Below are 22,690 nucleotides of genomic sequence, written 5' to 3'. Positions count from 1 at the left end.
ATAATAAGCAAGAATATACATTAATTAACAAATTCATAATGAGAAATTTAAGTAAATCCTTAAAAAAAGCCGGATAAAATAACATACGTCAAGTTCTGTCGTTACACGCATTTATCTTTGCTTCAGTAGTTTTCCTGCAGGAAACAAATTATTAACATCAAAGAACAAAAAAAATGGCAACAATTGAATTAAATGATCAGTATACCGGAGAGTGGACTGTTTTTCAAGAAGAGGTATATAAGTATGACGATATCAATCCGCTCACTCCACCAGTTCCGATCACAGCGAGTGATTGTGATGATATTATTTACAAGCAAGTAAACAACAAATTTTATCGTAGAGTATTGGTTGATGATACTGTAAATGTTCAGTGGTTCGGTGCAACAGGAGAAGGAATAGCGAGTGTAGATGACAGTATGGCGGTACTAAAAGCGTGTGAAGTAAAAAAAAACATCTATTTTCCTGCGGGCATTTACCACATTAATATTAATGTACAACATAAGGCTAAAATTTTTGGTGCCGGCAGCGGTGCTACTTTTTTGAAACCTTACGATGAGAATAAACCAATTATGATCCTCAGCAAAAACCTGGGACCATTCTGGCAGTATGCAACCACAATTGAAGGGCTAACATTTTTAGGAGAAAATAAAAAGGGATGTGGGGTCAGCATGGCAAAAGCTGTAGAATCAGAATATGAGGCTAACGACGAGAATAATAGTAATATTACTTTCAGAAATGTAGATTTTAAAAAACTGAACAAAGGGCTCCAGTGCCTGTTTGGAAATATTGGGATGGATTTTTATTCAGTAGGAATACATGACAATAAATACGGAATGTATTTTCTTGACAATAAATTTGGTAATGATTCCCAAACTATGCATGCAGGAAATAAATATTTCTACAGCGGCGAAATTTCTAACAATGAGGTAGGTATTTATATTCATAATTCAACACAGGGATTTGGCGCGGTAAGTTTCAATAATGCCATATTTGAATTTAACTATATCAATACGTATATTTATAATGATAGTAACTCGATCATACCAATCGTTATTGATTCGTGCTGGAATGAAGCATCCGGAAGTTCAACCTATTCCAATCCTGTAACTATTGATACATGGTCCGGTACAACAAAGGGTGAAAAAGTAGTCACTCCCCATGCTCATATATTTGAAGGAAAAAGCTTTACCTGCAATGTTTACAATTCATGGGTTTCTGATTATTATATCAACGGTGATAATATAATTGTGAAAGCCACCAACTGTTATACAGAATCCAGTTCAGGTGTAGGGGCTGCGCAGTCAAATGCAGTTGGTAATAACAGCTATCTGATACTCTATCGTCCAATCACCATATTTGGCCTTCCTACAGGAAACAATGTCATCATGGCAGATAGTTATGATTACAACAGACAACTCTATATCAACAGTGACACCAGCGCTTCTCTCATAAGACCTGCTATCAGTACCGCAAGGTTTAACAAAGTTACAGACATCAAAAACAAGATAAAATCTGTGACAATGAAAACTGAAGAAACACTAACGGGATCTTTCCCTCCTATACAGGGAAGCCTTGTAAATGATTCATTAATCTTTGAATCTTCCAATAAGTTTAATATCCCTTTCCCTACACTTCCTTCGGGTGGAGATCCAAATTATGAGATAAAATACATGGGACTGCAAAGCAGTGTCGTGAGTACAAATAATAATACTGGTGGTTGGTACGTGATCACCTTTGATGTAAAAGTAAATTCAGGAGATCCTACATTATTCTTATGGAACAGGAATCAATATCAGGTCATGCAGTATAAACCTACCGTCAAAAATAAATGGCAAACAGTCGTCTGTTATGCGGTTGCAGATCCCAATAATCCAAACTTAGAATTCTTTCTGGATGTTTCTGCCTTCGCTCCGGTTGAATTACAGTTATCAGCCTATCAGGTATTAAAATTTGACACTTCTATTGAAGCAAAGGCTTTTCTTGAAAGCAAAGTATATGCTTTATAAATACTACAAAACTCTCGAAAGGGAGTTTTTTTTTATACCAAAAATCTAAAAAACTTCAAATAGCAAAGGATAAGAAATCCCTGAATCAAAACCACTCCCGAAAATTTCAGCAAAAAAGATTTTTTAGATATTTTATGCCTGAAAATAAGCATCCCTACAATCGCACCTCCGGTTCCTCCCACGCATGTCAATCCTAAAAGTGTATTTTCCGGGATTCTTCTTTTATATTGAATAGCAAGTTTTTTGTCCCACCCAAAAAAAATGATGGTGAGCAGATTTATAATGAGCAGAAGGTAGATCATGGGTGTAAAAGTAGTGAATTGTATGGTGACTTCGAGTGCCTCAGCCACCTTATATCGGTCTTTTTTGATCAGAAAATTGTCTTTTTTTCCGTTACTACGAGGACAATTATTTCTAACGTTATTTTCAAAAAGTGACCGAGATCAACCTCTATTGTCCAACTTATTATTGACATAAAATCAATCTCCAACTAGATTTCAAAAGGTGGCTGAGGTACTCGAAGCTACCTTATCCTTCAGAAAACAAATCTCTATATGCCACGGCCAGTTGAGGCAATAGTTGAATATCCCCTCTGATCTTCTTTGTGCTTACGACCCTGTTTATCTCTGTAGAAAGCTAAATCAATGCGTTCATATTCTTCAAAATAGATAAGTCTTCCGGAAACCTTTTTTTCGTATGATTAGCCCCCTCACCTGAATGGTGCTGAATAATTCTACGTTCAAGATCATTGGTACTTCCTGTATAATAGCTTCCATCTGCGTATAATAAGATATACATCCAACCTATAATTTCCTCTTTCGTATTTATGTTTTTATAAATATAAAAATATTTATTATTCTCACAGTTTCTAGTACCCAATATCCACAAAAAAAGCTGCTTTCATAAGAAAACAGCTCTCTGTATTTGTATCTAACAATTATTTTTTAGCTTTAACGTCAACAGCGATCTCTATATCCTTGCTGATCATCCATTCTGCAGGATCTGTTTCAGAGGTACCAAACTTGATTCCCCAATCTGCTCTGTTTACTGTAAATTTAGCCTGAACTGCAGCTGAAGTATCTGTTACATCCACTTTAGCAGGGAAAGTGACATTGATTGTTTTTCCTGACAATGTTAGGTTTCCACTTACTGTTTTATTAGCTCCTGCAACAGCATCCTTTGGTGCGTCTTTCAAATCTGTAACACTAGTAATTTTGAAATCCGAAGTAGGATTCTTTGCGGTATCAAAGAAGTCAGGAGTTTTCAAATGAGCTTCCAAATCTGCCGGTTTTTTATCTTTTTCAGTTACTGAAGCCGGATCTACTTTGATAGAATTCATATCGATCACAAAGTTTCCTGCTGAAAGCTGACCGCCTTCAACGCTTAGATCTCCTGATTTTACGTTAAGTGTTCCCCAACGAGGAGCCATTCCACCTTTGTGAAAAGCTTTCCAGTTTACTACAGAAGCAGCAACATCAACTGGCAATACTTCACCCTTACTCTCAGCTACTGTCTGCTCCGTAGCGGTAGATGCAGTTCCTGCTGATTTGTCTTTATTACAAGATGCTGCAAGCAATCCTACTCCTACTAATGCAATTACACTAAGTTTTTTCATATTATTTATTGTTTTAAAAAATTTAATTAAAATACTAAATTTCAGGATTCAAAAATATAAAAACCTACCCACTTATCACCTTACCATACATCAAGAAATAGAATTTTTAATATTTCGTGCCCATCAAAAAAATATGAAATCCTGCGAAAAAGGAGATTCTAAGGTACTTAAAACCACGTAAAATTGGCTATTTTAGCTGTTTGGATCTATCATAACTCTATGGATAACCATATAAATTTAGGCGCAGAGTAAGAGGGAGATTTATTTTAAATTGCTTTCAAAAATTATTATCTTCGTGATTAGTCACAGCGGAACCTTTGATGAAAGATCCCATCAGGCCGTTGTGAATTGCTTTCAAAAATTATTATCTTCGTGATTAGTCACAGCAATAGTGGTGTTTTCTCAGGTGTGACCACAGTTGTGAATTGCTTTCAAAAATTATTATCTTCGTGATTAGTCACAGCTTCTAAGAAATTGTAAAATTGAACAATTTCGTTGTGAATTGCCTTCAAAAATTATTATCTTCGTGATTAGTCACAGCCATCCTCTCCGTCTCCCCATCTTACATGCTGTTGTGAATTGCTTTCAAAAATTATTATCTTCGTGATTAGTCACAGCCTAAATGATGAGCTTAATGCCCTGAAAAGAGTTGTGAATTGCTTTCAAAAATTATTATCTTCGTGATTAGTCACAGCTCCCAAATAAAAAAAGATTTAGTAGTGGTAGTTGTGAATTGCTTTCAAAAATTATTATCTTCGTGATTAGTCACAGCTCATAGTAGTAAATGGCTGTAGTGGTAGTAGTTGTGAATTGCTTTCAAAAATTATTATCTTCGTGATTAGTCACAGCAAGATTATCCGATGCAAAGAAAGCCGTACAGTTGTGAATTGCTTTCAAAAATTATTATCTTCGTGATTAGTCACAGCTCCAGGTATTGGGTACATGTTTACCATTAAGTTGTGAATTGCTTTCAAAAATTATTATCTTCGTGATTAGTCACAGCGTGCCCTACGTGCGGATCACTATTAGGACAGTTGTGAATTGCTTTCAAAAATTATTATCTTCGTGATTAGTCACAGCCCTACTTTAGCCCTCCACTCCCAGTATCCTGTTGTGAATTGCTTTCAAAAATTATTATCTTCGTGATTAGTCACAGCCTTACTTAAACTCAGGAGATGATCTATCTGGTTGTGAATTGCTTTCAAAAATTATTATCTTCGTGATTAGTCACAGCACTTGTTCAGCATCAAACTCAATCTTTTTAGTTGTGAATTGCTTTCAAAAATTATTATCTTCGTGATTAGTCACAGCTACACAATATGGATCTTTTCAAGCTTTCCGGTTGTGAATTGCTTTCAAAAATTATTATCTTCGTGATTAGTCACAGCCTCAAAAAACAATCTACTGATTTTCAGTAGATTGTTTTTGTTTTTAGGATTTAAAATTTAGAATAATTCAAGCTGTTGGAAGGTTGGAGGTGGCTCTTCTTTATTTCTGGCAAAGAAAATTTCAATATCCCCAAATTGCTTATCCGTAATACTCATAATGGCCACTTTTCCTGCTTTTGGCAACATAAATTTTACTCTTTTAATATGAACCTCAGCATTTTCACGACTTGGACAATGGCGGACATACATCGAAAACTGAAACAATGTAAATCCATCATCGATTAAAGCCTTCCGAAAGCGATTCGCATCCTTCATGTTAGCTTTAGTCTCGGTCGGTAAATCATATAATACTAAAACCCACATAATTCTGTAAGCATTAAACCTTTCGGCGTTCATATCAGTTCAGGATAAGAAATAAGACGTTTTTCTCCGGTATAGCATTTATAAAGCGAAGTGACCGTTGTTTTTACAGCGACCATTAATGGTCTTATTTTGTCATCAATCTTCACATCTTTCGTTGCTATTTGAAGAATATGCGCTTTAAATTCTTTATTTAATTCTTCTGTTTCAGGATTTGTTTGCAGCCATTGCATGACTAATAGATCAACGAATGGACGATAAGGTTCCATCAAATCATCAGCGAGACAATAAGGATTATATTTATTTTTATGAAAAATTCCGAGAACGGGTAGTAAACCTGTTTCAACTATTGCTCTTGCTACAATACTTCTCAAAACGGAATATCCAAAATTGAAAAACTGATTGGGTGAATCTCCGAAACGTTCCCTTAAAAAATCCAGACTAATAAGATATTTCCAGTAATGCTGCGCTGCAATTCCTTCCATATTGGTAATATCACCGGACTTTACATTTCTCTGATATCCAATCATTGGTTCGTGATAGTTTCCTAATTTCACTAAAACATTTTTCTGATTTTCAATCTTACATTCTATGGTTTGTTTCCAGAGTTGTTTTTTCAAAGGTTCAGTGGCTTCCAACTGATCTTTTACCCTATCAGAATGTTCTGTATGACCATACAGTGGCAACATCATTCCATGAGGCAAATGATGATGATCACAACTGATTACCACCACATTACTTCCCATCATTTTCTGAATTAAACTGTGTGAAATTGTTATTTGAAAATGATCCAACATCAGCAAGCCCAAATCTTCCACAGGAACACTCCCCTTTTCTGTCTTGGTTTCAGGACAAAGGATTTTCATCTGCTCGTCTTTGAGTTTGAGATATGCAGGATTACCGATGTAAATGGAACGGGTTATCATATTTTTCAATTTTTAATACTCTCCTACCTGAACTATTTTACCCAAATGATTCAGTCGGATTTTTAAAATTCCTTTTAATCCATTCAACCCTTCTCTTCTCCAAGCGACTCCTTTTAAGTTAGAATTATCTTCCACAGTAGTTTCTAAATGATGTCTAAAGAAATAATCTTTAGTAGCTATTTTTTGGACCCTGAACAAATTTTTAGAAATCAAACTCAAATTCTTATCATCAAACAAATCAATTTCTTTTGGATTGAAATCTTCCGAAGGAAATAAAAACATTTCATTTTGCTTCATGGTAAAAAGAAACTTCCATCCTAAATCTTGATTATAATCTTTATCAATAATTGTAAGGCCTTGATTTACTCTCTCAATGGCTTCATAGAAGCTCACCACTCTTTCCTGTAAGTTTCCATCTGCATCTTCATAAATAGCGACATGATGATTATTTCCTGTACTTACAAAATCAACAGCTACCTTTTTTCCATTTTCATCTAAGATATCTTTTCCTAAATGATCTTTTCTATAATGTATAGCCTCAGCATTATTAATTCCGGTAATTGTAACCGTTTTCACAACAATTCCTTTAGACTTATTAAGCCAAATCGGATTCTTTTCCAAATCTGAAAAAGCTTCTTTAGAATTTCCGTTAAACGCTTTTAATCTCTCTGTTAAAATATCACGAATTCGTTTATCAGTAACCTTTTCAATATTTTTGTAATCTTTAAAATTATCAGGATTCACCACTTTTCTGATTGTATAACCTATTTCATACCAAGCTAAACTGACTGTTTCAGGTAATTGTTCTGTTTGATCATCATTAAGAAATATTGGATTTTTAGAAATCACATTTTTTCCAGTGAATGCTTTCTTAGGATCTCCACCAAATTCCTGCAATCTTCCTAATAAAGCATTTCGGAATTTTTCATTCTGAACTTTATGAATAGTTTCCAGATCAAACTTTCCGGATATTTTTTCCTCTTTTGTTTTAAGGAATTTTGAACTTCCATAAATAGTTTCTTTATGAAGCTGGCCTCTCGGTGTCAGTTCTGTTTTTGCAACTACACTTCCCTTTTTCTTAATTTTATTAATGTTCTTGGTAACGACTTTATTTTTGGCTTTATGAGAAATCAGTACTTCATCCAAATGCCTTTTAGCATCAATTCTTAAATTTTTAATCGGCTCAATAAATTTTCTTTCTTTTGAACCGTTTTTCTTTTCTATAACTTTTGTAATAGTGTTCTCAATAGCAAAAATATTTTGATGTTCCTTATGCTTTTCATCTTTTCTTGCATTCAGATAATTTAAGTATTGAATATGATTATGCGTAGTAAAAGCAACTGTCAGAGCATCCATTGCATGATGGCGATGGTCGTTTCTTTTGGTCCAGTCTATAATTCTTTGTTTCTCTTCTCCTTTTGAATTAATGATCGTTTCTGTCAAACCTAATTTCTTGTATTTCTCCAGATTAAGCTCCTTCATTGTGTTGACAAGATTCCAGTCTTCCCTAAGCTTATCCGTTATTCTTCCCGAAGTGGAAACTACAGAATTGGTAATTCCAAAAAGTATTTCTTTAGCTTTTTTAGCGATATATTGAGTATTGCGCAAATCTCTTTCAATAAAACCATCGCCTATTTCGATGCCTTTTTTTTGAAGTTTTTCATATTTAGCTTTAGTAATAACTCCTTTATCATACAATTCTTTGATAATATTGAGGAATTTTTCTAATTTTTCCTTTCCTTCAATTTCAAGATAATCGAAAGCCGTGAAATTTCCTTTTTTAAGATTAGCACTTCTTGGAACTAAAACTTTATTGGAAAAACTGTCATCAAAGAATCGGGATTGTGGAATGATATGGTCTATATCATATTTCTCCGTGAATAAATTTTCTCTTTCAATTTTCACATCGGTGTATAAATCTTTAAAGCCATTATTCGCCAGCTCCAAATATAGCTTGTAACGGATTATATCATTTCTTGATGGTGCTTTAATACCAAACTCTCGTTGTAAAATTTCCGTATATTTCTGATGCTGTACCGTTGCCTTATTGATTTCGGAAGTCATATTAGCGCGCTCTTCAGCATTATTTTTAAGTTCTCTTGCTAATTCTATTCTTATTTCATCGGGTCTCCAATATTCTTTGGATACTTCATTTACCAGATTGATCATTTGGTTTAAAATCTTTTCAACCACAGGATTTCGTAAAGAATTTTTTGGAAGAATCTCTAATTGATCTTTTAAAACTCTGTTTTCTAATTGTTCTTTGGTCAATGAATTTTTAGAATGATTATAACCTGCATAATTACAAGCAGTACTATATTTATGCTCTTTGATGTAAGGATAAATTTTTCGCATCGCCTTAGAACTCAGACTTCCATAATCCTGAGGAAAACCAATTTCTGCTAATATTTTGGAATGTTCTTTTTTGAAACCGAATTTCTTTTCCAACAATTCATACAGTTTTTCGTTTCCAGAAGGAGAATCATCACCTTCATAAGAGTACAACAAGTGCCAAAGCTGATAGGAAGCCTGATTTTCAAAATCACTTCCGTCCAATTCAGAATTAAAATCCAGAATAGAAGTATTGATTCCTAATTCTGATAGTTTGTCTTTGACGAATAGTTTTATAGTTTCAGCAGAAGAATTTACCTTAGCCACCTTAATTTCATCGTCAATAGTTAATTTAAATTCTTTTGGAAATTCAATCCCCTCATTTCCTATAATTCTCAGGAAAGCATTATATAAATTCTCATTGGTATTATTACCTTCAATATCTTTAAAATTAGTTTTCCATTCTTTACCGGAATAGCCAACAATATCTAAAACTTCTTTTGCAGAAAGTCTTCCCTTAATATTAACTTCATTGAAAATGGATTGTTTAAAATCCAAATCAATAGGAAAAATTTCTTTCGATTCTATATTTTGAAATTGTAAATTATTAAGAACCTGCCATATTTTGAACTCCTGGAATAATGGAGAAGACTTTGGTGCTACTTTTAAACCAACCGTTTTCTTTTTTGTTTTTCCGCTTTCTGTTATGTCGATTTCTCTGTTTTCAAATTCACAAATACTGATTAATCCTTTTTGAGATTTAAGTTTTCTTTGATAAAAAATAACAATATCACGAATTTCCTCCTTTAACTCTTTGGTTAATTCATTATGATATTTTGATTGCGTTTCCCATATTTTTTCAAATTCATCCAAATAATCCTGTCTGTAGAAAACCTGATTTTTAAGCTTCGTATGCGGATTCTCTTTAAGCTGCCCAAATAAATACTCTCCAACGGTCTGATTATTGAAATACAATTCTTTGCTCCTGTCACTGATCGCGCCGAGATAACCACTGGAATTATTCAGGTTACTGTTAATTTCCTGAAAAACAATGGCCAGACTTTCAAAATCCAATTGTTTTTTTACCGCTTCACTTCTCCAAAAGTATTTTTCTGCTTTTTTCTCCTGCATCGTCCCGGTCTGCTTAATGCCTACAAGAGAAAATGGAATCTCTAATTCTTTCCAGGTTGCATTTCTATTTTTACCTCTAAGTCTTTCATAAAGCTCATTTGTGAAAATTTCAGGATTGAATTGTTTCTGAAAATCCCAGATTTGATCAAATTCCGTCTGCAAATCTGAACGGTAAAAATCAGGCAGTTGTTTTTTGCCCTGTTGTATAAGTTGATATGAATATTCTCCGGGTGTCAAATTCTCTTCATACAATTTTTTGGCAACAGCCATTCCGTCTACAATCTGTCCATCCTCATCATTTTTAGCTTTACGACTGCTTTTATATCCTCTTTTTTTATTAATAAGAAGCAGAACTCTGGCCAATTCTGAAAGTTCTATTTTTTCTTTTGCCGCCTTTGCTCTTAGTTCCTGAGTTTGAAATGTTGAATTTTTACCAACTTCGGCAAGTAAGTCAGATTGTTTAAGAATATTATTTTTTTTTAAAACATCAATAAGGTTGGATCTTCTTAACTTAAACCTCTGCAGATTTCTTCTCGCACTTCTGGCTAAAGTTCTTCCGGCATTGGTTGTAATCGGTTTTCCCTTTTCAAAATTTAATTGTTCATCAACAGTTAATGGATTTACACGAACTCCCAGTTTGATAATTTTATTGTTTTCAGAATTTTCAGAATCCTCCTGAACGTAAGCCCAGCCAATTGATGAAACTCCCAAGTCCAGTCCAAGAATATTTCTAATCATAAGTTTCAGTTTTTAAAGTAAATAAAAATAGCAAGAAAAAAATTATCAAAAATGAGGTTTTCCGTAAATCAACTATATAATTTTTCTCTTATATTTGTATCAATAATTTTGAAAAGCAATTCACAATAAGGATTATTCCGTTGTGAAAACATTCAAGGCGGGGCAACTCGCCTTTTTTCATTATAAAGCCTTATTTTAGCCTTCCGAAAACAAAATAATGACGACCGTAACCTTTATACAACAACAGCTCAACATATCCGAAAAGAGCATCAACAATACCCTCCAATTATTAGCAGAAGACTGCACTATTCCTTTTATTTCCCGTTACAGAAAAGATAAGACCGGAAATCTGGATGAAGTTCAGATCGAACAGATCTCCAAAATCAGCAAACAGTTTGAAGAAATTGTAAAGCGAAAGGAAAGCATCCTGAAATCAATTGAAGAGCAGAATGCTTTAACTCCGGAATTGAAACAAAGGATTGAAGAAAGTTTTGATATCCTGGAGCTTGAAGATTTATACCTGCCCTTCAAAAAACGCAGAAAAACGAAAGCGGATACCGCTAAAGAAAAAGGACTGGAACCTTTAGCCAGGATCATTATGAGTCAGAAAAGCAATGATCTGCAGTTTCTGGCCTCCAAATATGTGAACAATGATGTTTCATCTGAGGAAGAGGCACTACAGGGCGCAAGAGACATCATGGCGGAATGGATCAATGAAAATATGTACGTGAGGAAAAATCTTCGCCGACTGTTTCAGCGTAAAGCATTGATCACTTCTAAAGCGGTCAAGGCTAAAAAAGATGAAGAAAATGCACAAAAATTCTCGCAGTATTTTGAATGGGAAGAAAGTCTGAGCAGAACTCCCTCTCACAGGCTTTTGGCCATGCTGAGAGCTGAATCGGAAGGTTTTGTGAAAGTAAATATTGGTATTGATAAAGATGAAGCCGTTGATTTTATAGAGAAAGCCATCATTAAATCCAACAATGAAAGTTCGGAACAGATCGCGCTGGCGATCAAAGACAGCTACAAAAGACTTTTAGAACCCGCCATTTCAAATGAGGCTTTACAGGAAGCCAAAGAAAAAGCGGATAAAAAAGCGATTGAAATATTTTCTGAAAACCTAAGTCAGTTGCTTCTTGCTCCGCCTTTAGGAGAAAAAAGAATTTTAGCCATCGATCCAGGATACAAAAGCGGATGTAAAGTGGTCTGTATTGACGAAAAAGGCGATCTGCTCCACAATGAAACCCTCTACCCTCACGCTCCTCAGAATGAAAGTGGAATGGCAATGAAAAAGATCCGCTCCATGGTGAATGCTTATAATATTGAGGCCATCTCCATAGGAAACGGAACAGCAAGCCGTGAAACGGAATTTTTCATAAAAAAAATAGCTTTTGATAAACCATTGCAAGTTTTTGTAGTTTCGGAAGCTGGAGCATCGGTCTATTCTGCAAGTAAAATCGCAAGAGACGAGTTTCCATCGTATGATGTGACGGTACGGGGTGCCGTTTCTATCGGAAGAAGACTGGCAGATCCGCTGGCAGAGTTGGTAAAAATTGATGCCAAATCTATTGGTGTGGGACAGTATCAGCATGATGTAGATCAAACCCAGTTGAAAAACGAACTTGACTCAACGGTGATGAAGTGTGTGAACTCCGTAGGAATCAATTTAAATACAGCCAGTAAATCATTGTTGAGCTATGTTTCTGGAATCGGAGAAAAAATGGCGGAAAACATCGTTAACTACCGTACTGAAAATGGTGCTTTTGAAGATAGAAAGCAGCTTAAGAAAGTGCCAAGACTGGGTGAAAAGGCTTATCAACAGGCCGCAGCGTTTGTAAGAATTACCAATGCTAAAAATCCTCTGGACAATTCTGCCGTGCATCCGGAAGCTTATGACATTGTAGAAAAAATGGCTAAAGATTTGGGCATTAAAACCAATGAACTGATTGGCAGTAAGGAAAAAACAGCTTTAGTAAAGCCTGAAAATTATATTACAGAAGAGATCGGAATTTTAGGGATCAAGGATATTTTAAAAGAGCTTGAAAAACCAGGCTTAGACCCCAGAAAAGCGGCCAAAGTATTTGAATTTGATCCTAATGTAAAAAGCATCCGGGATTTGAAACCAGGCATGATCCTTCCCGGAATTGTCAATAACATTACAGCATTCGGATGTTTTGTAGATATGGGAATCAAGGAAAGCGGGCTGGTTCACATTTCTCAACTGAAAGAAGGATTTGTCTCTGATGTGAATGAAGTGGTCAAACTTCATCAGCATGTGCGCGTAAAAGTAACGGAAGTAGATGAGGCAAGAAAAAGAGTGCAGCTAAGTATGATTTTATAAGTTCTGCTTTATAAAGATCTTCAATAATACCAACCAAGTAACAATACATTTTGAGCTATAAAAATTTAATTTTCGATTTAGACGGAACGCTTTGGGATTCCAGAGCTACCATCATTAAAATCTGGAATCAGGTTTTAAATAAATACCAATTGATCGACAAGGATTTGAAGCCTGAAGATATGGACCAATACATGGGATTACTGGCCGATACTATTATAAAAGCTATCGTTCCCGGCATTTCCAATCAGCAGGTTCACGAAGTTCTTTCCGAAATCATTCAACATGAAAATAAAATCCTGCATCTTGAAGGTGGTATTCTCTATACCGGAGTGGCAGAAGCCTTAAAGAATTTAGCAAAAGACCACCAACTTTTTATTGTGAGCAATTGTCAGGACGGCTACATCGAAGCATTTTTAGAATACTATCAGTTCAACGATCTGTTTACAGACATTGAATCCCACGGCCGGACTAAAAAACCGAAGTCAGAGAATATTCATCTGATTATGGAAAGAAATCATTTAAGCATTGAAAACTCAGTTTATATTGGTGATACACAAACCGATTACGATTCTGCAAAAGCAAACAGCCTACCTTTTATTTTCTGCGAATACGGCTTCGGAAAGCTGATTACAGGTGATTACAAACCTTCTGTTTCAAAGTTTTCTGATCTGGAATTATTTGTTTAAACCTCCATTTTTAAACTTAAGAAAAAGATTCAGGCCATGAAATAAACAGAATCATAAGAGAACCAATGAGAATATCAGAACTTAAGGACAGAAGAATGATCCGCAGGCCAACCCGTCAGTTTGATGAATTCGGATACAGGATTTATAATTCTTTTGAATATGATTTTCCCTATGAGACTACTTATAAAGGCAATGAAAGAAAAAGGCTTTTGCTAAGCTCATTGACATCCTACCCTTCTTCCTTATCTTCTTCTTTCTGTTTGGAAAAATAGCGATCATCAGTTTTCTGTATTCCATTCCCTGTGCTATTATTTCGGGGACTCTATGCGAATGGTATTGGGGAACGACTCTAGGAAAGAGTATATTTAAAATAAAAGTGATTGATGATTTTGGAAATGATCCGGGTCTCTGGTTATCTTTAAAAAGAAACTTTTTGTGCCTAGCGAATTTCTGGCCTATCTTTTCAGATTACATCCCGCTGGCAAATGATAATTGGGAAAAAGAATTTACTGAGATGCATTTCAGTATGAATCTGAACAACAAAATCTGCAAAACCTACATCGTTAAAGAAAATAAAAGGCAGGAGATCAAAAATCTTCTTTACCCAAAAAAAACAAAGGCTGTACAATAATAATCTGTACAGCCTTTTATATTGTAAAGGATGGTGACAAAAACAGTATTACGAGTGCGCCGTAATATCAGTTCCCTCAGTCCCAGTCCAAAATTAATCTTAATCTTAATCTTAATCTTAATCTTAATCTTAGTCTGAAATCTCACGTCTGATGTCTGATATCTAACATCTGACGTCTATCCCATTTATTTATACTCCTTAGAATCTCTCTTCGGCTCCTTAACTTCCGGCCACTTTACCGTTGCGCCTTTATCGTCCTGAGGCATCACTCTTCTTTCTCTGCTTGTAAATTCAGGATCTTCTGATGCCATATAGGCCAATGCAGCGGTTAAAACCACATTATTTTTTACCTCATCAAAAACGATCTTATCGTAGGTGTCTTTTGTGGTGTGCCATGTATAACCGAAATATCCCCAGTTCAGGGAGCTCAGAGAAAATCCTGGTACCCCTGCTGCCACAAATGAAGCATGGTCAGAGCCACCACCACCCGGCATTCCAGGGAAATCTGTTTTAATCTGATCTCTAACTGTTTTAGGAACTCCGTTCAGCCATTTTCCGATATAGCTGTAGGAGTCTACAAATCCCTGCCCGCTGATATTGATCACGCGGCCTGTTCCATTATCCTGATTGAACACGGCCTGTGTTCCTTTCATAATCTGAGGATTGTCTGCTACAAAGCCTCTTGAGCCATTCAGTCCCTGCTCTTCACTTCCCCAAAGTCCTACAACGATGGTTCTCTTGTTGTTTGGGTAATATTTCTTCAGGATTCTCATTGCCTCAAGCATCGTAAGCGTACCCGTTCCGTTGTCTGTGGCTCCCTGTGCTCCGTCCCATGAATCAAGGTGGGCGGAAAGAATCACATATTCTTCAGGCTTTTCCTTTCCTTTAATGATTCCGATGGTATTAAAGTTTTTTGCATCGGGAAGAATCCTGGACTGTACTTCAACTTTAATTTTAGGCTTAGCTCCATTTTCTGCCATTCTGTAAAGCATTCCATAATCCTCAACATCAATGTCGATCATTGGGATTTTTGAGGTTTTGGCTCCAAAAATTCTGTTTGCGCCCATGATTCCCGTCCAGTTTGAAATAGCGATTCCGGCTGCTCCTGCTTTTTCCAATGCTTCAGGAAGCGTATTATTATCATAGCCGATATTTTTCACATAATCGCGGAAGTCTTTGGAAGCCTGTTCTTTTTCTGCTTTCAGTTTTTCGTACAGTTCCGGAGTGGCAAATTCTTTGATCTGCTCATCAGAACGTCCGATTTTCTGGTATTGCGCGATAAGCACTATTTTTCCTTTCGCAGAAGGAAGCCATGCATCAAATTCTGCTTTAGAAGAAACTTTTGGAAGCACTACCACCTCAGCTTCTACTGCTTTTTTCGTTGCCGGGCTCCAGGCAAGCTGTGTGGCAGCCAATGATTTTACACGCGGATACGTCATATCTACATGCGTAATGCCACGCTGCCATCCTTTCCATGTTCCGAACTGCTGAAGGTTGGATTCTATTCCCCATGAACGGAGTTTAGCAGCAGACCATTCATTCGCAGCTAACATTTCCGGAGTTCCCACAAGACGGGGTCCGATACCATCCAGAAGCTCATACGCCATATTTTCAAGCTGAGAACTGTTGTTGATTTCATCTACAAAGCTTTTTACAATAGGGTCCAGTTTTTCTTTCGGATCTACCTTCACCTGCGCCCATGAGAACTGGGCAGCCAGCACAACTGCTGGAACAGCAAAAAATCTATTTATCTTCATAACATATATTGAATGCTTAAAGATAAAAGAATTTGTGGGATTGAAGAAGAGAACGGAGCGTTAAAAGGGAAAATCTGGTGATTTGATAATGGAATGTGGTGGCTCCATGAAAAAAACTACAGCAAACCTTAAACTACAGATTTCTGGAAAGGGGAAAATTTCAAAGGGTGATTACTGAAAAAAAGAATATAAAAAAGCCGGCTCAATGAGCCGGCTGGGGAACGAATTATTTTTTAGCTTCGTCAACTGAAACTTTTCTGAATTCTTTGAACAATTTGCTAAGTTCTAAAGCTGATTTACGAGCTCTTGTACCTGCAGCTTTGTTTCCTTTTTCTGCTTGTTGGTTAGCCTCACTTGCAAACGCTTCGAATTCAGCGTTGATTTTTTCAATTAGTTCTTTCATTATTTTTAAAATTTAGGGTGCAAATATAGGTTTTATGGTAATTCCAGCCTAGCTCCGGCTAAAAAATTTTAGACCAAAATGCTATTTTCTTCTTTTTTTCCTCCACCGTACCGTCATTTTTTATGTTTCTGTTAAAAATTCACATCTTTTATTAGGTCCTGTCGCTCTGTACAAGGATTATTCAAGGATTATATCATCCATTTGTCTTGTACATTTATTCTTATTCCAAAATTCTATGACGGTCATAGATCCCTCATGGCAACGGCAGGCCTTTTGGGTGTCAGAAAATGCAGAAGATTTTAAAACCGGATGTCGCTTTTTATCCAAACGGTAAGATTCATTAACACTGTATTGGCTTATCACCTGTTTATAACTTTCATCATTGTCAAAATACTCATATTCTTCAAACAGAATATCGTTTTTATAAACTGAAGAAAGTACCCGATCGTAATTGTGTTCTGTGTATTCGTAAGTATATTCATCAAATTCATTTCCTCTCTGGTGAAAAGAATAAACCAGATCACCGTTTTTATCCCTGAAATAATATCGAACTTCATAGTCCGGATCATTTTCTTTGTCGCTTCTGTAGAAGGAAAGATACTTATTCTTAGTATCGGGGCTGAACGTATCGGGAGAGAAACTTTCTATCTTTTCCGTACCTCTGTATATCGTATTCAGTCCATCATTAATGAAGTACAGCTTTCTGTTATCTTCTTTTTTCTGTGCGTAATAAAAATTTCCTTCATAGCTTGTTTCAAACTGCACCTTCTCCCCACATTTAAAATCAATGGTATTGGCTTCAAAAAACCGGGGCAACCGGATTCTTTCCAGGTCTTCAAATCTTCCGTATAGGGCCACTGGTTTTTGTATGACCAACGCATCATCAGAACTGGGAAATTTAATCTCAGAAATCAATCTTTCATTATTGATACAGGTGGTTTTTAGTGATCTCAAAACACATTCTACCCCGTAAATATATCGCTGTCCGAAAATAAAAACCGGGAATAAAGCAGTTAACAGTATAATGATTTTCATACCTCCTAAAATACAAAAAAGTATGCTTCAAACGGACAATCTTACAAAGCTGCCTGCTTCCTGAAATTGATGCTTCCCATGAAATAAAACAGCAAACTGAACAGCAATAGAGGCCCCAGCATCACCAACCAGTTGACTTTACTCTTTTCATTGTAGTATTCCAGCTGAAATTGCTTCCAGTTGATACTTCCCGTAGGTTCGTTTGCGAAGATTTTAGGATAAAAAAGGAGTCGTTTACTTTCATGAAAATGTTCTGCCGCCTTTGTGAACCTCAACTGGTCTGCCAATCCGGAACCCGTAAGATCATTTAACTGAAGCTGTGCATGAAGTCCTGGAACAAAATAAGAAAGCGTCCTGCTCATTTCTTCCCGCTTCCAAAGCTTTGCTTTCAGCTGATCCGACTGAATTTTGGATTCATCGTCTCCCATCTGCTGCATGGCATAATACCAAAGCCAGTTGAAACTTTCTTTCGGAAAACCATAGGATCTGAACTGTGGATAGTGTTTGTAAAATTTTTCTAAAGTCGGCTTTTGATCGGTATCCCATTTTTCATGATACGCTTCTCTCTGCTCAACCGCTGTATCCAACGCTTCCGGGAGCGGATATTGGCTTAAAATAAAATGATTGAGAACAGCCGGAAGGATAACGGTGAGTACAATCCAGAAAAACAAAAGTCGTGCAGCGCCTGCTCTTGAGCTTTTATTCCAGGAAACAACCCAAAAGCTTATCGCAAACCATACGATAATATAAAAGAGTGAAACCAGAAAAAAACCGGCTAATGCTCTGTTAATACTTAAATCCAGGAGTGGAACAGCCAGAATAATCAGAAACAGTAAAACTCCTGCAATGACTGCAAAACGGATCACAAACTTTTTATACAAAATTCTGAAAGGTGATGGCGACTGTACAGAAAGAAGAATCCATGTACTTTCTTCTTTTTCTTCCGACAACAGATTGTAACAGTAGGAAATAATCACCAGCGGAAAGAGAAAAATGATCACAAAACCGAGATCCAAACTCCCCAGAAGCAGACTGACCGGATTTTGAAGATCGGTATCATACTTCTGTCCTTCCAGATTTCTTATCGTTAGGTTCTGTATAGAAGGATTTACATCTCTCTGACCTATGGACAGGGCATTCAGATGATCTGTTTGGTTGACTAATCCAAATTTCAGATAGTATAACAAAAGACCAAGGTCTTTTTCTATATATCCTGTATATCGCTGAATATGTTCTCTCTGATATATAGCTGTATGTTCAATAGTGGCTTTTTGCTTATTGATAAACTGTCTTCCCACAAAAATACTGACTAATCCTGATAACAGCAGGAACAGCATTCCCAAATAAGCAGACTGGGAACGAATGAAGTTCTTAAATAATAAAAGGTACATGATTAATTTATTTTTAGTGTTTTAGACATTAAATGAATAATAACAACAAGACCCAATGTCCAGAGAAGCAAAGAAAGTACAGAAGTGATTTCATTCTGAAACAACATCGTCTGACTTATAAATCTGTATCGAAAATCAGGAAGCTCTTTCCAGTGATCTTTGCTGATGGTATAAGATTTATCATTTGCCTGTTGCTTTTTATTACTTATATTTTCCATCTGCAGTTTGTTCATCAGCTGAGCCAGTTGATATCTGTACTCTTCCACCTGCTCCTGGTAGCTGATATAGGAATTAAAATCTGATCCCGTAAGAGCTGCCGAAAGGTCTTTCATTGCCTGAAAAGGATTAACAAAGGCGAGCAAGCGGTTGATGCTGTTTTGTTCTTCGTAAATAACAAGCTGTTTTTGCCAGTGTTTATTATAGATTCCTGAACTTATCTTTTCACCTTCGGCCATGATATAACCGCTGTAGTTAAAGGGCAGTTCTTCCACTGTTTTTACCTGATAAGCCTGTAGAAGAGAGTCTTTTATTCCTTTGTAATACACATCATTCGGATTGTGGCTGTCTCCTGTTTTTACCAGCTCGTTTTCCACTTTGGTGTCAAAATCTATTTTTGACGGAGCCGGATACAGATAGCCCCCGAAGGCCTGTGCCGTTCTCGGAATAATAACAATGAAAAGAATCCATAAACCGATCAGTTTTATTAAAGAGGATTTTGAAGTTTGGCTTACTGCAGAAACCATCACGCACACACTGCATACAATAAAAAAGTAGATAAAATAAGCGGCAGCGATCCAAAAAAGACGTAAAAATTCATCAATAGTACTCTTAAAACCGGTCAGCGAAAACCACATGATTGCAGAAAGGATCATGACAGGAATAAAAACCACACTGACAAGACCAAGCAGTCCCAGTATTTTCCCGGACAGTAACTCTTTCCATCGTACTCCCTGACTAATCAGTACTTTCAGAGTATTGTTTTCCCGTTCTGCAGAGATGCAGCTGAATCCCAGGAAAAATATAAACAACGGAATAAGGGTTTGCAGAATCATCGCCATACTCACTTCTCCAAATCTTAGCATTCCGGATGAAAATCCCGCTTCTGAAAAATTAACGGTATTCTGTTTATGCGCTTCCAGAAATACGGAATTTCCCATGTACCGTTCCAAACCATAATCAAAAAAACTCAAAGGGTGTCTTGCCCTGAAGATCAGATAACCGTAATGAGCCATTCTGTGAGGATGTTTATCCGGTTTACTTTCCCATTGATGACGTACATCCACCTGATGTTTAACTCTGATATCTTCCTGCACTTTATAATCCTGTCCTCCGGTGTAAGCGGCAAAGGCAAACAAAATGCTCAGGACAGACAGAAGAAAAATAACCGCCTTATTTTGTAATGACTGTTTCCAAAGCTGTATTGAAATCAGACGTATTATATGTACTCTCATATTTATTAGATTTAAAATTTATAGACTGCGGTGAGCATTGCATTTCTGGGAGCCCCGGGAAATAAACGGAGGTAATTTTGTGCACCGAGCCAGTACGTTCTGTTAAAAATATTGTTGACATTGAAAGCTATTCTCACAGGTCCCTGCTTAGGTGTGTAATAAACGGCAGCATCAAAAAGCGTATATTCAGGAACCAAAAATGAGCGGTTATACATCGGCACTTTATTTCCACTGTACTGAACGCCCACTCCTATCGCTATATCTTTTAGAAAAGAAGATTCTCCAAAGCTGTCAAAGCTGTATTTCTGCCAGATATTGGCGCTGTGAAACGGAGTGTTCTGCTTTCTTGCTCCTATCAGCGCAGGATTGATGTCGTCAACAATTCTCGCATCATTGTATCCGTAAGATGCGAATACCTGCCACTGAGGTAATACATTCCCGATAATGTCCATTTCAAAGCCACGGCTTCGTTCCTGCCCTCTTGTGACGAGACGGTCCGGTTCTGAAGGATCATTGGCATTCAGCAGGATATTCTGCTGACGGATTTCGTAGATGGCAAAATCAATATGAATCTTTTTATTAAAAAAATCAGCTTTCATCCCGATCTCTTTAGACTTACTCTTCAAAGGGTCAAAAGCTCTGCCCTCAGGAATGGCTACCGGAGCCAGTGAAGCGGTATTCGACTGTGGCTGGAACCCTTCTGTGTACGAGGCATAAACATTGATGTTTTCATTCACATGATAGGTAAGACCAAGTCTTGGGATCAGTTTGCTGTCTTTTACAACGATCTCATTATTCTCTTTATACCGGGTAATATCCTGAAACCATTCCTGTCTCAGGCTTAGAAATAAATTAAAATGGTTCCAATTGATCTGGTCCTGAATATACATTCCATTGGAACGGATCAAAGCAGGGGTCAATGCAGTTTTTGAAAATACATACTCTTCAGGATTTTTAATGCTGTAAACAGGATTAGCCAGATTAAAGTGCTCTACATTGGGTTTCGGCATGGTAATCCCGTTGATTGTTACCATTTGATAGGCATCTGCATTCTGAGGATTATAGGAAGAAGTTGTCTTTCCGTCCTTCAGAAGATATCCTCTTGCGGTGTTTTGCGCTCCACCTTTGTATTTATGGGTACTGATCAAATCATAGCCTGCCAGAATTTTATGTTGAACAGGCCCTGTGTTAAGATTGAATACCAGATACGCATTGAGATTATCCGTATTCCAGAACTGATTCCGCTGTACCATCTGCATTCCTGCAAGGGTTGGAATAGGTTTATTCTCTGCATTTACAGCAAAAGCATTGGTTGTTCTGTGCTCCTGAAGATCTTCCTTCCATGTCTGCTTCATATATGATGCATTGATGCTGATCTTATCGGTTATACGATGGGTAAAATTGGACATAATGATCAGTTCCTTTGATTTAAAATAATCGTTAATTGCTCCTAAATTGAAGCTTACAGGTGTACTTCTCAGATCCGTCATTCCATCTGTCGCTCCGAAAATAGGCTGTCCTCTGTCTATTTTTCCGTTCAGGTCGCTGTAGATCATTTCTAAGTTGATAGCGGTCCTGTCATTTGGTATATAGGAAATCGAAGGGGAAATCAAAACACTTTTCTGGGACTGTATATCCCTGAAACTCTGAGCCTGTGCATATCCTGCGTTCAATCGGTATAAAAGAGTTTTCTCCTTATTCAGTGGTCCGGTAAAATCGAGTGAGCTTCTTATAGTACTAAAGCTTCCTACGCTCATACTGACTTCCTTACTAGGTGTTTTCAGCGGTTTCTTCGTCACCAAAACGATGCTTCCTCCGGGATCTACGCTGGAAAGAACAGCGCTGGCCGGGCCTTTGATGACTTCTATTTTCTCAAGGTTGGTCGTCATGGGCTGCATAAAATAATACTGTCTCGTACGCATTCCATTGATGATGGTTCCTTCTTCATTCTGCGCAATTCCTCGGATACTGAACTGGTTATAATAGCTCACAGGGATTACACTGCTGGCCATTTTCACAGCGTCACTTAATTGAAAAGCCTGCCTGTCGTTGATCAGTTCCTTGCTGACGGTAGAAATCGAAAACGGAATATCTTTGTTCTGAACTCCAATTTTTGTAGCTGAGAATGAATAGTCACTATGGTATTTTTTTGATGCTCTGCCCAAAATTTCCACTTCCTGAATAGTTCCGACTTTATAAAGATGAATGACTATTTTTTTTGTTAAAGAGATACTATCTGCTTCAATTTGTTCTGTATGGGTTTCGAAAGATTCAGCATTCACTCTGAGCTCATAAATACCGGTTTTAACATCCGGGATACTGAAATTCCCATCCCGGGAAGTGGTTTCATATTTGTTTTCGTTATTTTTAATAGTGATTCTTGCGTTTTTAAGCCTTTGATGATTTTGTCCAACCACTTCTCCTGATAATGTCTGCTGCGCACAAACCTTCACACTGGCAATAGCCAGTGCAGCGGTGATATACAAGTATTTCATTTTTC

17 protein-coding genes and 1 CRISPR repeat array are annotated in these 22,690 nt (G+C 36.8%); of the genes, 5 read left to right on the top strand and 12 right to left on the bottom strand.

Annotated features, from left to right (window positions below):
* Positions 1-173: 173 nt before the first annotated feature.
* Positions 174-2,006 carry a hypothetical protein gene (locus EG346_RS17330; protein ID WP_073332444.1) on the top strand — a complete coding sequence of 611 codons (1,833 nt, stop codon included), beginning with the start codon at positions 174-176 and terminating at the stop codon, positions 2,004-2,006.
* Between the two features lie 32 nt (positions 2,007-2,038).
* On the opposite strand, the gene EG346_RS17325 is transcribed toward EG346_RS17330, so the two are convergent.
* The 6 genes from EG346_RS17325 to cas9 form a co-directional block, all read right to left on the bottom strand.
* On the bottom strand, positions 2,039-2,356 hold the full coding sequence (locus tag EG346_RS17325) for a DUF1294 domain-containing protein (RefSeq protein WP_228426050.1): 318 nt from the start codon (positions 2,354-2,356) through the stop codon (positions 2,039-2,041).
* A 286-nt stretch (positions 2,357-2,642) separates the two neighbouring features.
* Positions 2,643-2,804, bottom strand: a complete 162-nt coding sequence (locus EG346_RS25170; RefSeq protein WP_228426048.1) for a GIY-YIG nuclease family protein — start codon at positions 2,802-2,804, stop codon at positions 2,643-2,645.
* A gap of 139 nt (positions 2,805-2,943) precedes the next feature.
* Positions 2,944-3,621, bottom strand: coding sequence for a YceI family protein (locus EG346_RS17315; RefSeq protein ID WP_073332448.1), 678 nt, complete (start codon positions 3,619-3,621; stop codon positions 2,944-2,946).
* A 263-nt stretch (positions 3,622-3,884) separates the two neighbouring features.
* Positions 3,885-5,009: a CRISPR direct-repeat array (repeat unit 47 nt; unit sequence GTTGTGAATTGCTTTCAAAAATTATTATCTTCGTGATTAGTCACAGC).
* 57 nt (positions 5,010-5,066) lie between these two features.
* Positions 5,067-5,405 carry a CRISPR-associated endonuclease Cas2 gene (gene cas2, locus EG346_RS17310; protein ID WP_123880394.1) on the bottom strand — a complete coding sequence of 113 codons (339 nt, stop codon included), beginning with the start codon at positions 5,403-5,405 and terminating at the stop codon, positions 5,067-5,069.
* Positions 5,402-6,295 carry a type II CRISPR-associated endonuclease Cas1 gene (gene cas1, locus EG346_RS17305; protein WP_123880392.1) on the bottom strand — a complete coding sequence of 298 codons (894 nt, stop codon included), beginning with the start codon at positions 6,293-6,295 and terminating at the stop codon, positions 5,402-5,404. The genes cas2 and cas1 overlap by 4 nt, the downstream gene beginning before the upstream one ends.
* A gap of 12 nt (positions 6,296-6,307) precedes the next feature.
* On the bottom strand, positions 6,308-10,492 hold the full coding sequence (gene cas9 / locus EG346_RS17300; protein WP_123882753.1) for a type II CRISPR RNA-guided endonuclease Cas9: 4,185 nt from the start codon (positions 10,490-10,492) through the stop codon (positions 6,308-6,310).
* Between the two features lie 220 nt (positions 10,493-10,712).
* On the opposite strand from cas9, the gene EG346_RS17295 reads away from it, so the two are divergent.
* The 4 genes from EG346_RS17295 (at position 10,713) to EG346_RS25490 (ending at position 14,153) form a co-directional block, all read left to right on the top strand.
* Entirely contained in the window at positions 10,713-12,836 is a 2,124-nt protein-coding gene (locus tag EG346_RS17295) for a Tex family protein (protein ID WP_123880390.1), read from the top strand.
* 50 nt (positions 12,837-12,886) lie between these two features.
* Positions 12,887-13,522, top strand: coding sequence for an HAD family hydrolase (locus EG346_RS17290; protein WP_164466210.1), 636 nt, complete (start codon positions 12,887-12,889; stop codon positions 13,520-13,522).
* A gap of 65 nt (positions 13,523-13,587) precedes the next feature.
* A complete protein-coding gene (locus tag EG346_RS17285) occupies positions 13,588-13,794 on the top strand; it encodes a hypothetical protein (RefSeq protein WP_123880386.1) in 207 nt (68 codons plus the stop codon).
* Positions 13,743-14,153, top strand: a complete 411-nt coding sequence (locus tag EG346_RS25490) for an RDD family protein (protein WP_123882751.1) — start codon at positions 13,743-13,745, stop codon at positions 14,151-14,153. The genes EG346_RS17285 and EG346_RS25490 overlap by 52 nt, the downstream gene beginning before the upstream one ends.
* Before the next feature lie 185 nt (positions 14,154-14,338).
* On the opposite strand, the gene EG346_RS17275 is transcribed toward EG346_RS25490, so the two are convergent.
* The 6 genes from EG346_RS17275 to EG346_RS17250 all read right to left on the bottom strand — a co-directional run bounded on the left by EG346_RS17275 (position 14,339) and on the right by EG346_RS17250 (position 22,685).
* Positions 14,339-15,910 carry a M20/M25/M40 family metallo-hydrolase gene (locus tag EG346_RS17275; protein ID WP_123880384.1) on the bottom strand — a complete coding sequence of 524 codons (1,572 nt, stop codon included), beginning with the start codon at positions 15,908-15,910 and terminating at the stop codon, positions 14,339-14,341.
* A 226-nt stretch (positions 15,911-16,136) separates the two neighbouring features.
* A complete protein-coding gene (locus EG346_RS17270; protein WP_073332466.1) occupies positions 16,137-16,313 on the bottom strand; it encodes a BF3379 family histone-like protein in 177 nt (58 codons plus the stop codon).
* Positions 16,314-16,490: 177 nt separating this feature from the next.
* Positions 16,491-17,348 (bottom strand): hypothetical protein, encoded by an 858-nt coding sequence (locus tag EG346_RS17265; RefSeq protein WP_123880382.1) that lies wholly within the window; start codon positions 17,346-17,348, stop codon positions 16,491-16,493.
* 41 nt (positions 17,349-17,389) lie between these two features.
* Complete coding sequence (locus tag EG346_RS17260; RefSeq protein WP_123880380.1) at positions 17,390-18,739, bottom strand: DUF3526 domain-containing protein; 1,350 nt, start codon at positions 18,737-18,739, stop codon at positions 17,390-17,392.
* A gap of 2 nt (positions 18,740-18,741) precedes the next feature.
* Positions 18,742-20,190 (bottom strand): ABC transporter permease, encoded by a 1,449-nt coding sequence (locus EG346_RS17255; protein ID WP_123880378.1) that lies wholly within the window; start codon positions 20,188-20,190, stop codon positions 18,742-18,744.
* An 11-nt stretch (positions 20,191-20,201) separates the two neighbouring features.
* Positions 20,202-22,685: a TonB-dependent receptor gene (locus tag EG346_RS17250; protein WP_123880376.1), complete on the bottom strand. Its 2,484-nt coding sequence runs from the start codon at positions 22,683-22,685 to the stop codon at positions 20,202-20,204.
* Between the last annotated feature and the right edge of the window lie 5 nt (positions 22,686-22,690).

The organism is Chryseobacterium carnipullorum, from assembly GCF_003815695.1.
Taxonomy (GTDB): Bacteria; Bacteroidota; Bacteroidia; order Flavobacteriales; family Weeksellaceae; genus Chryseobacterium; species Chryseobacterium carnipullorum.
The sequence above is the reverse complement of the archived record's forward strand: the minus strand, read 5'-3'. Positions and strand labels throughout refer to the sequence as shown.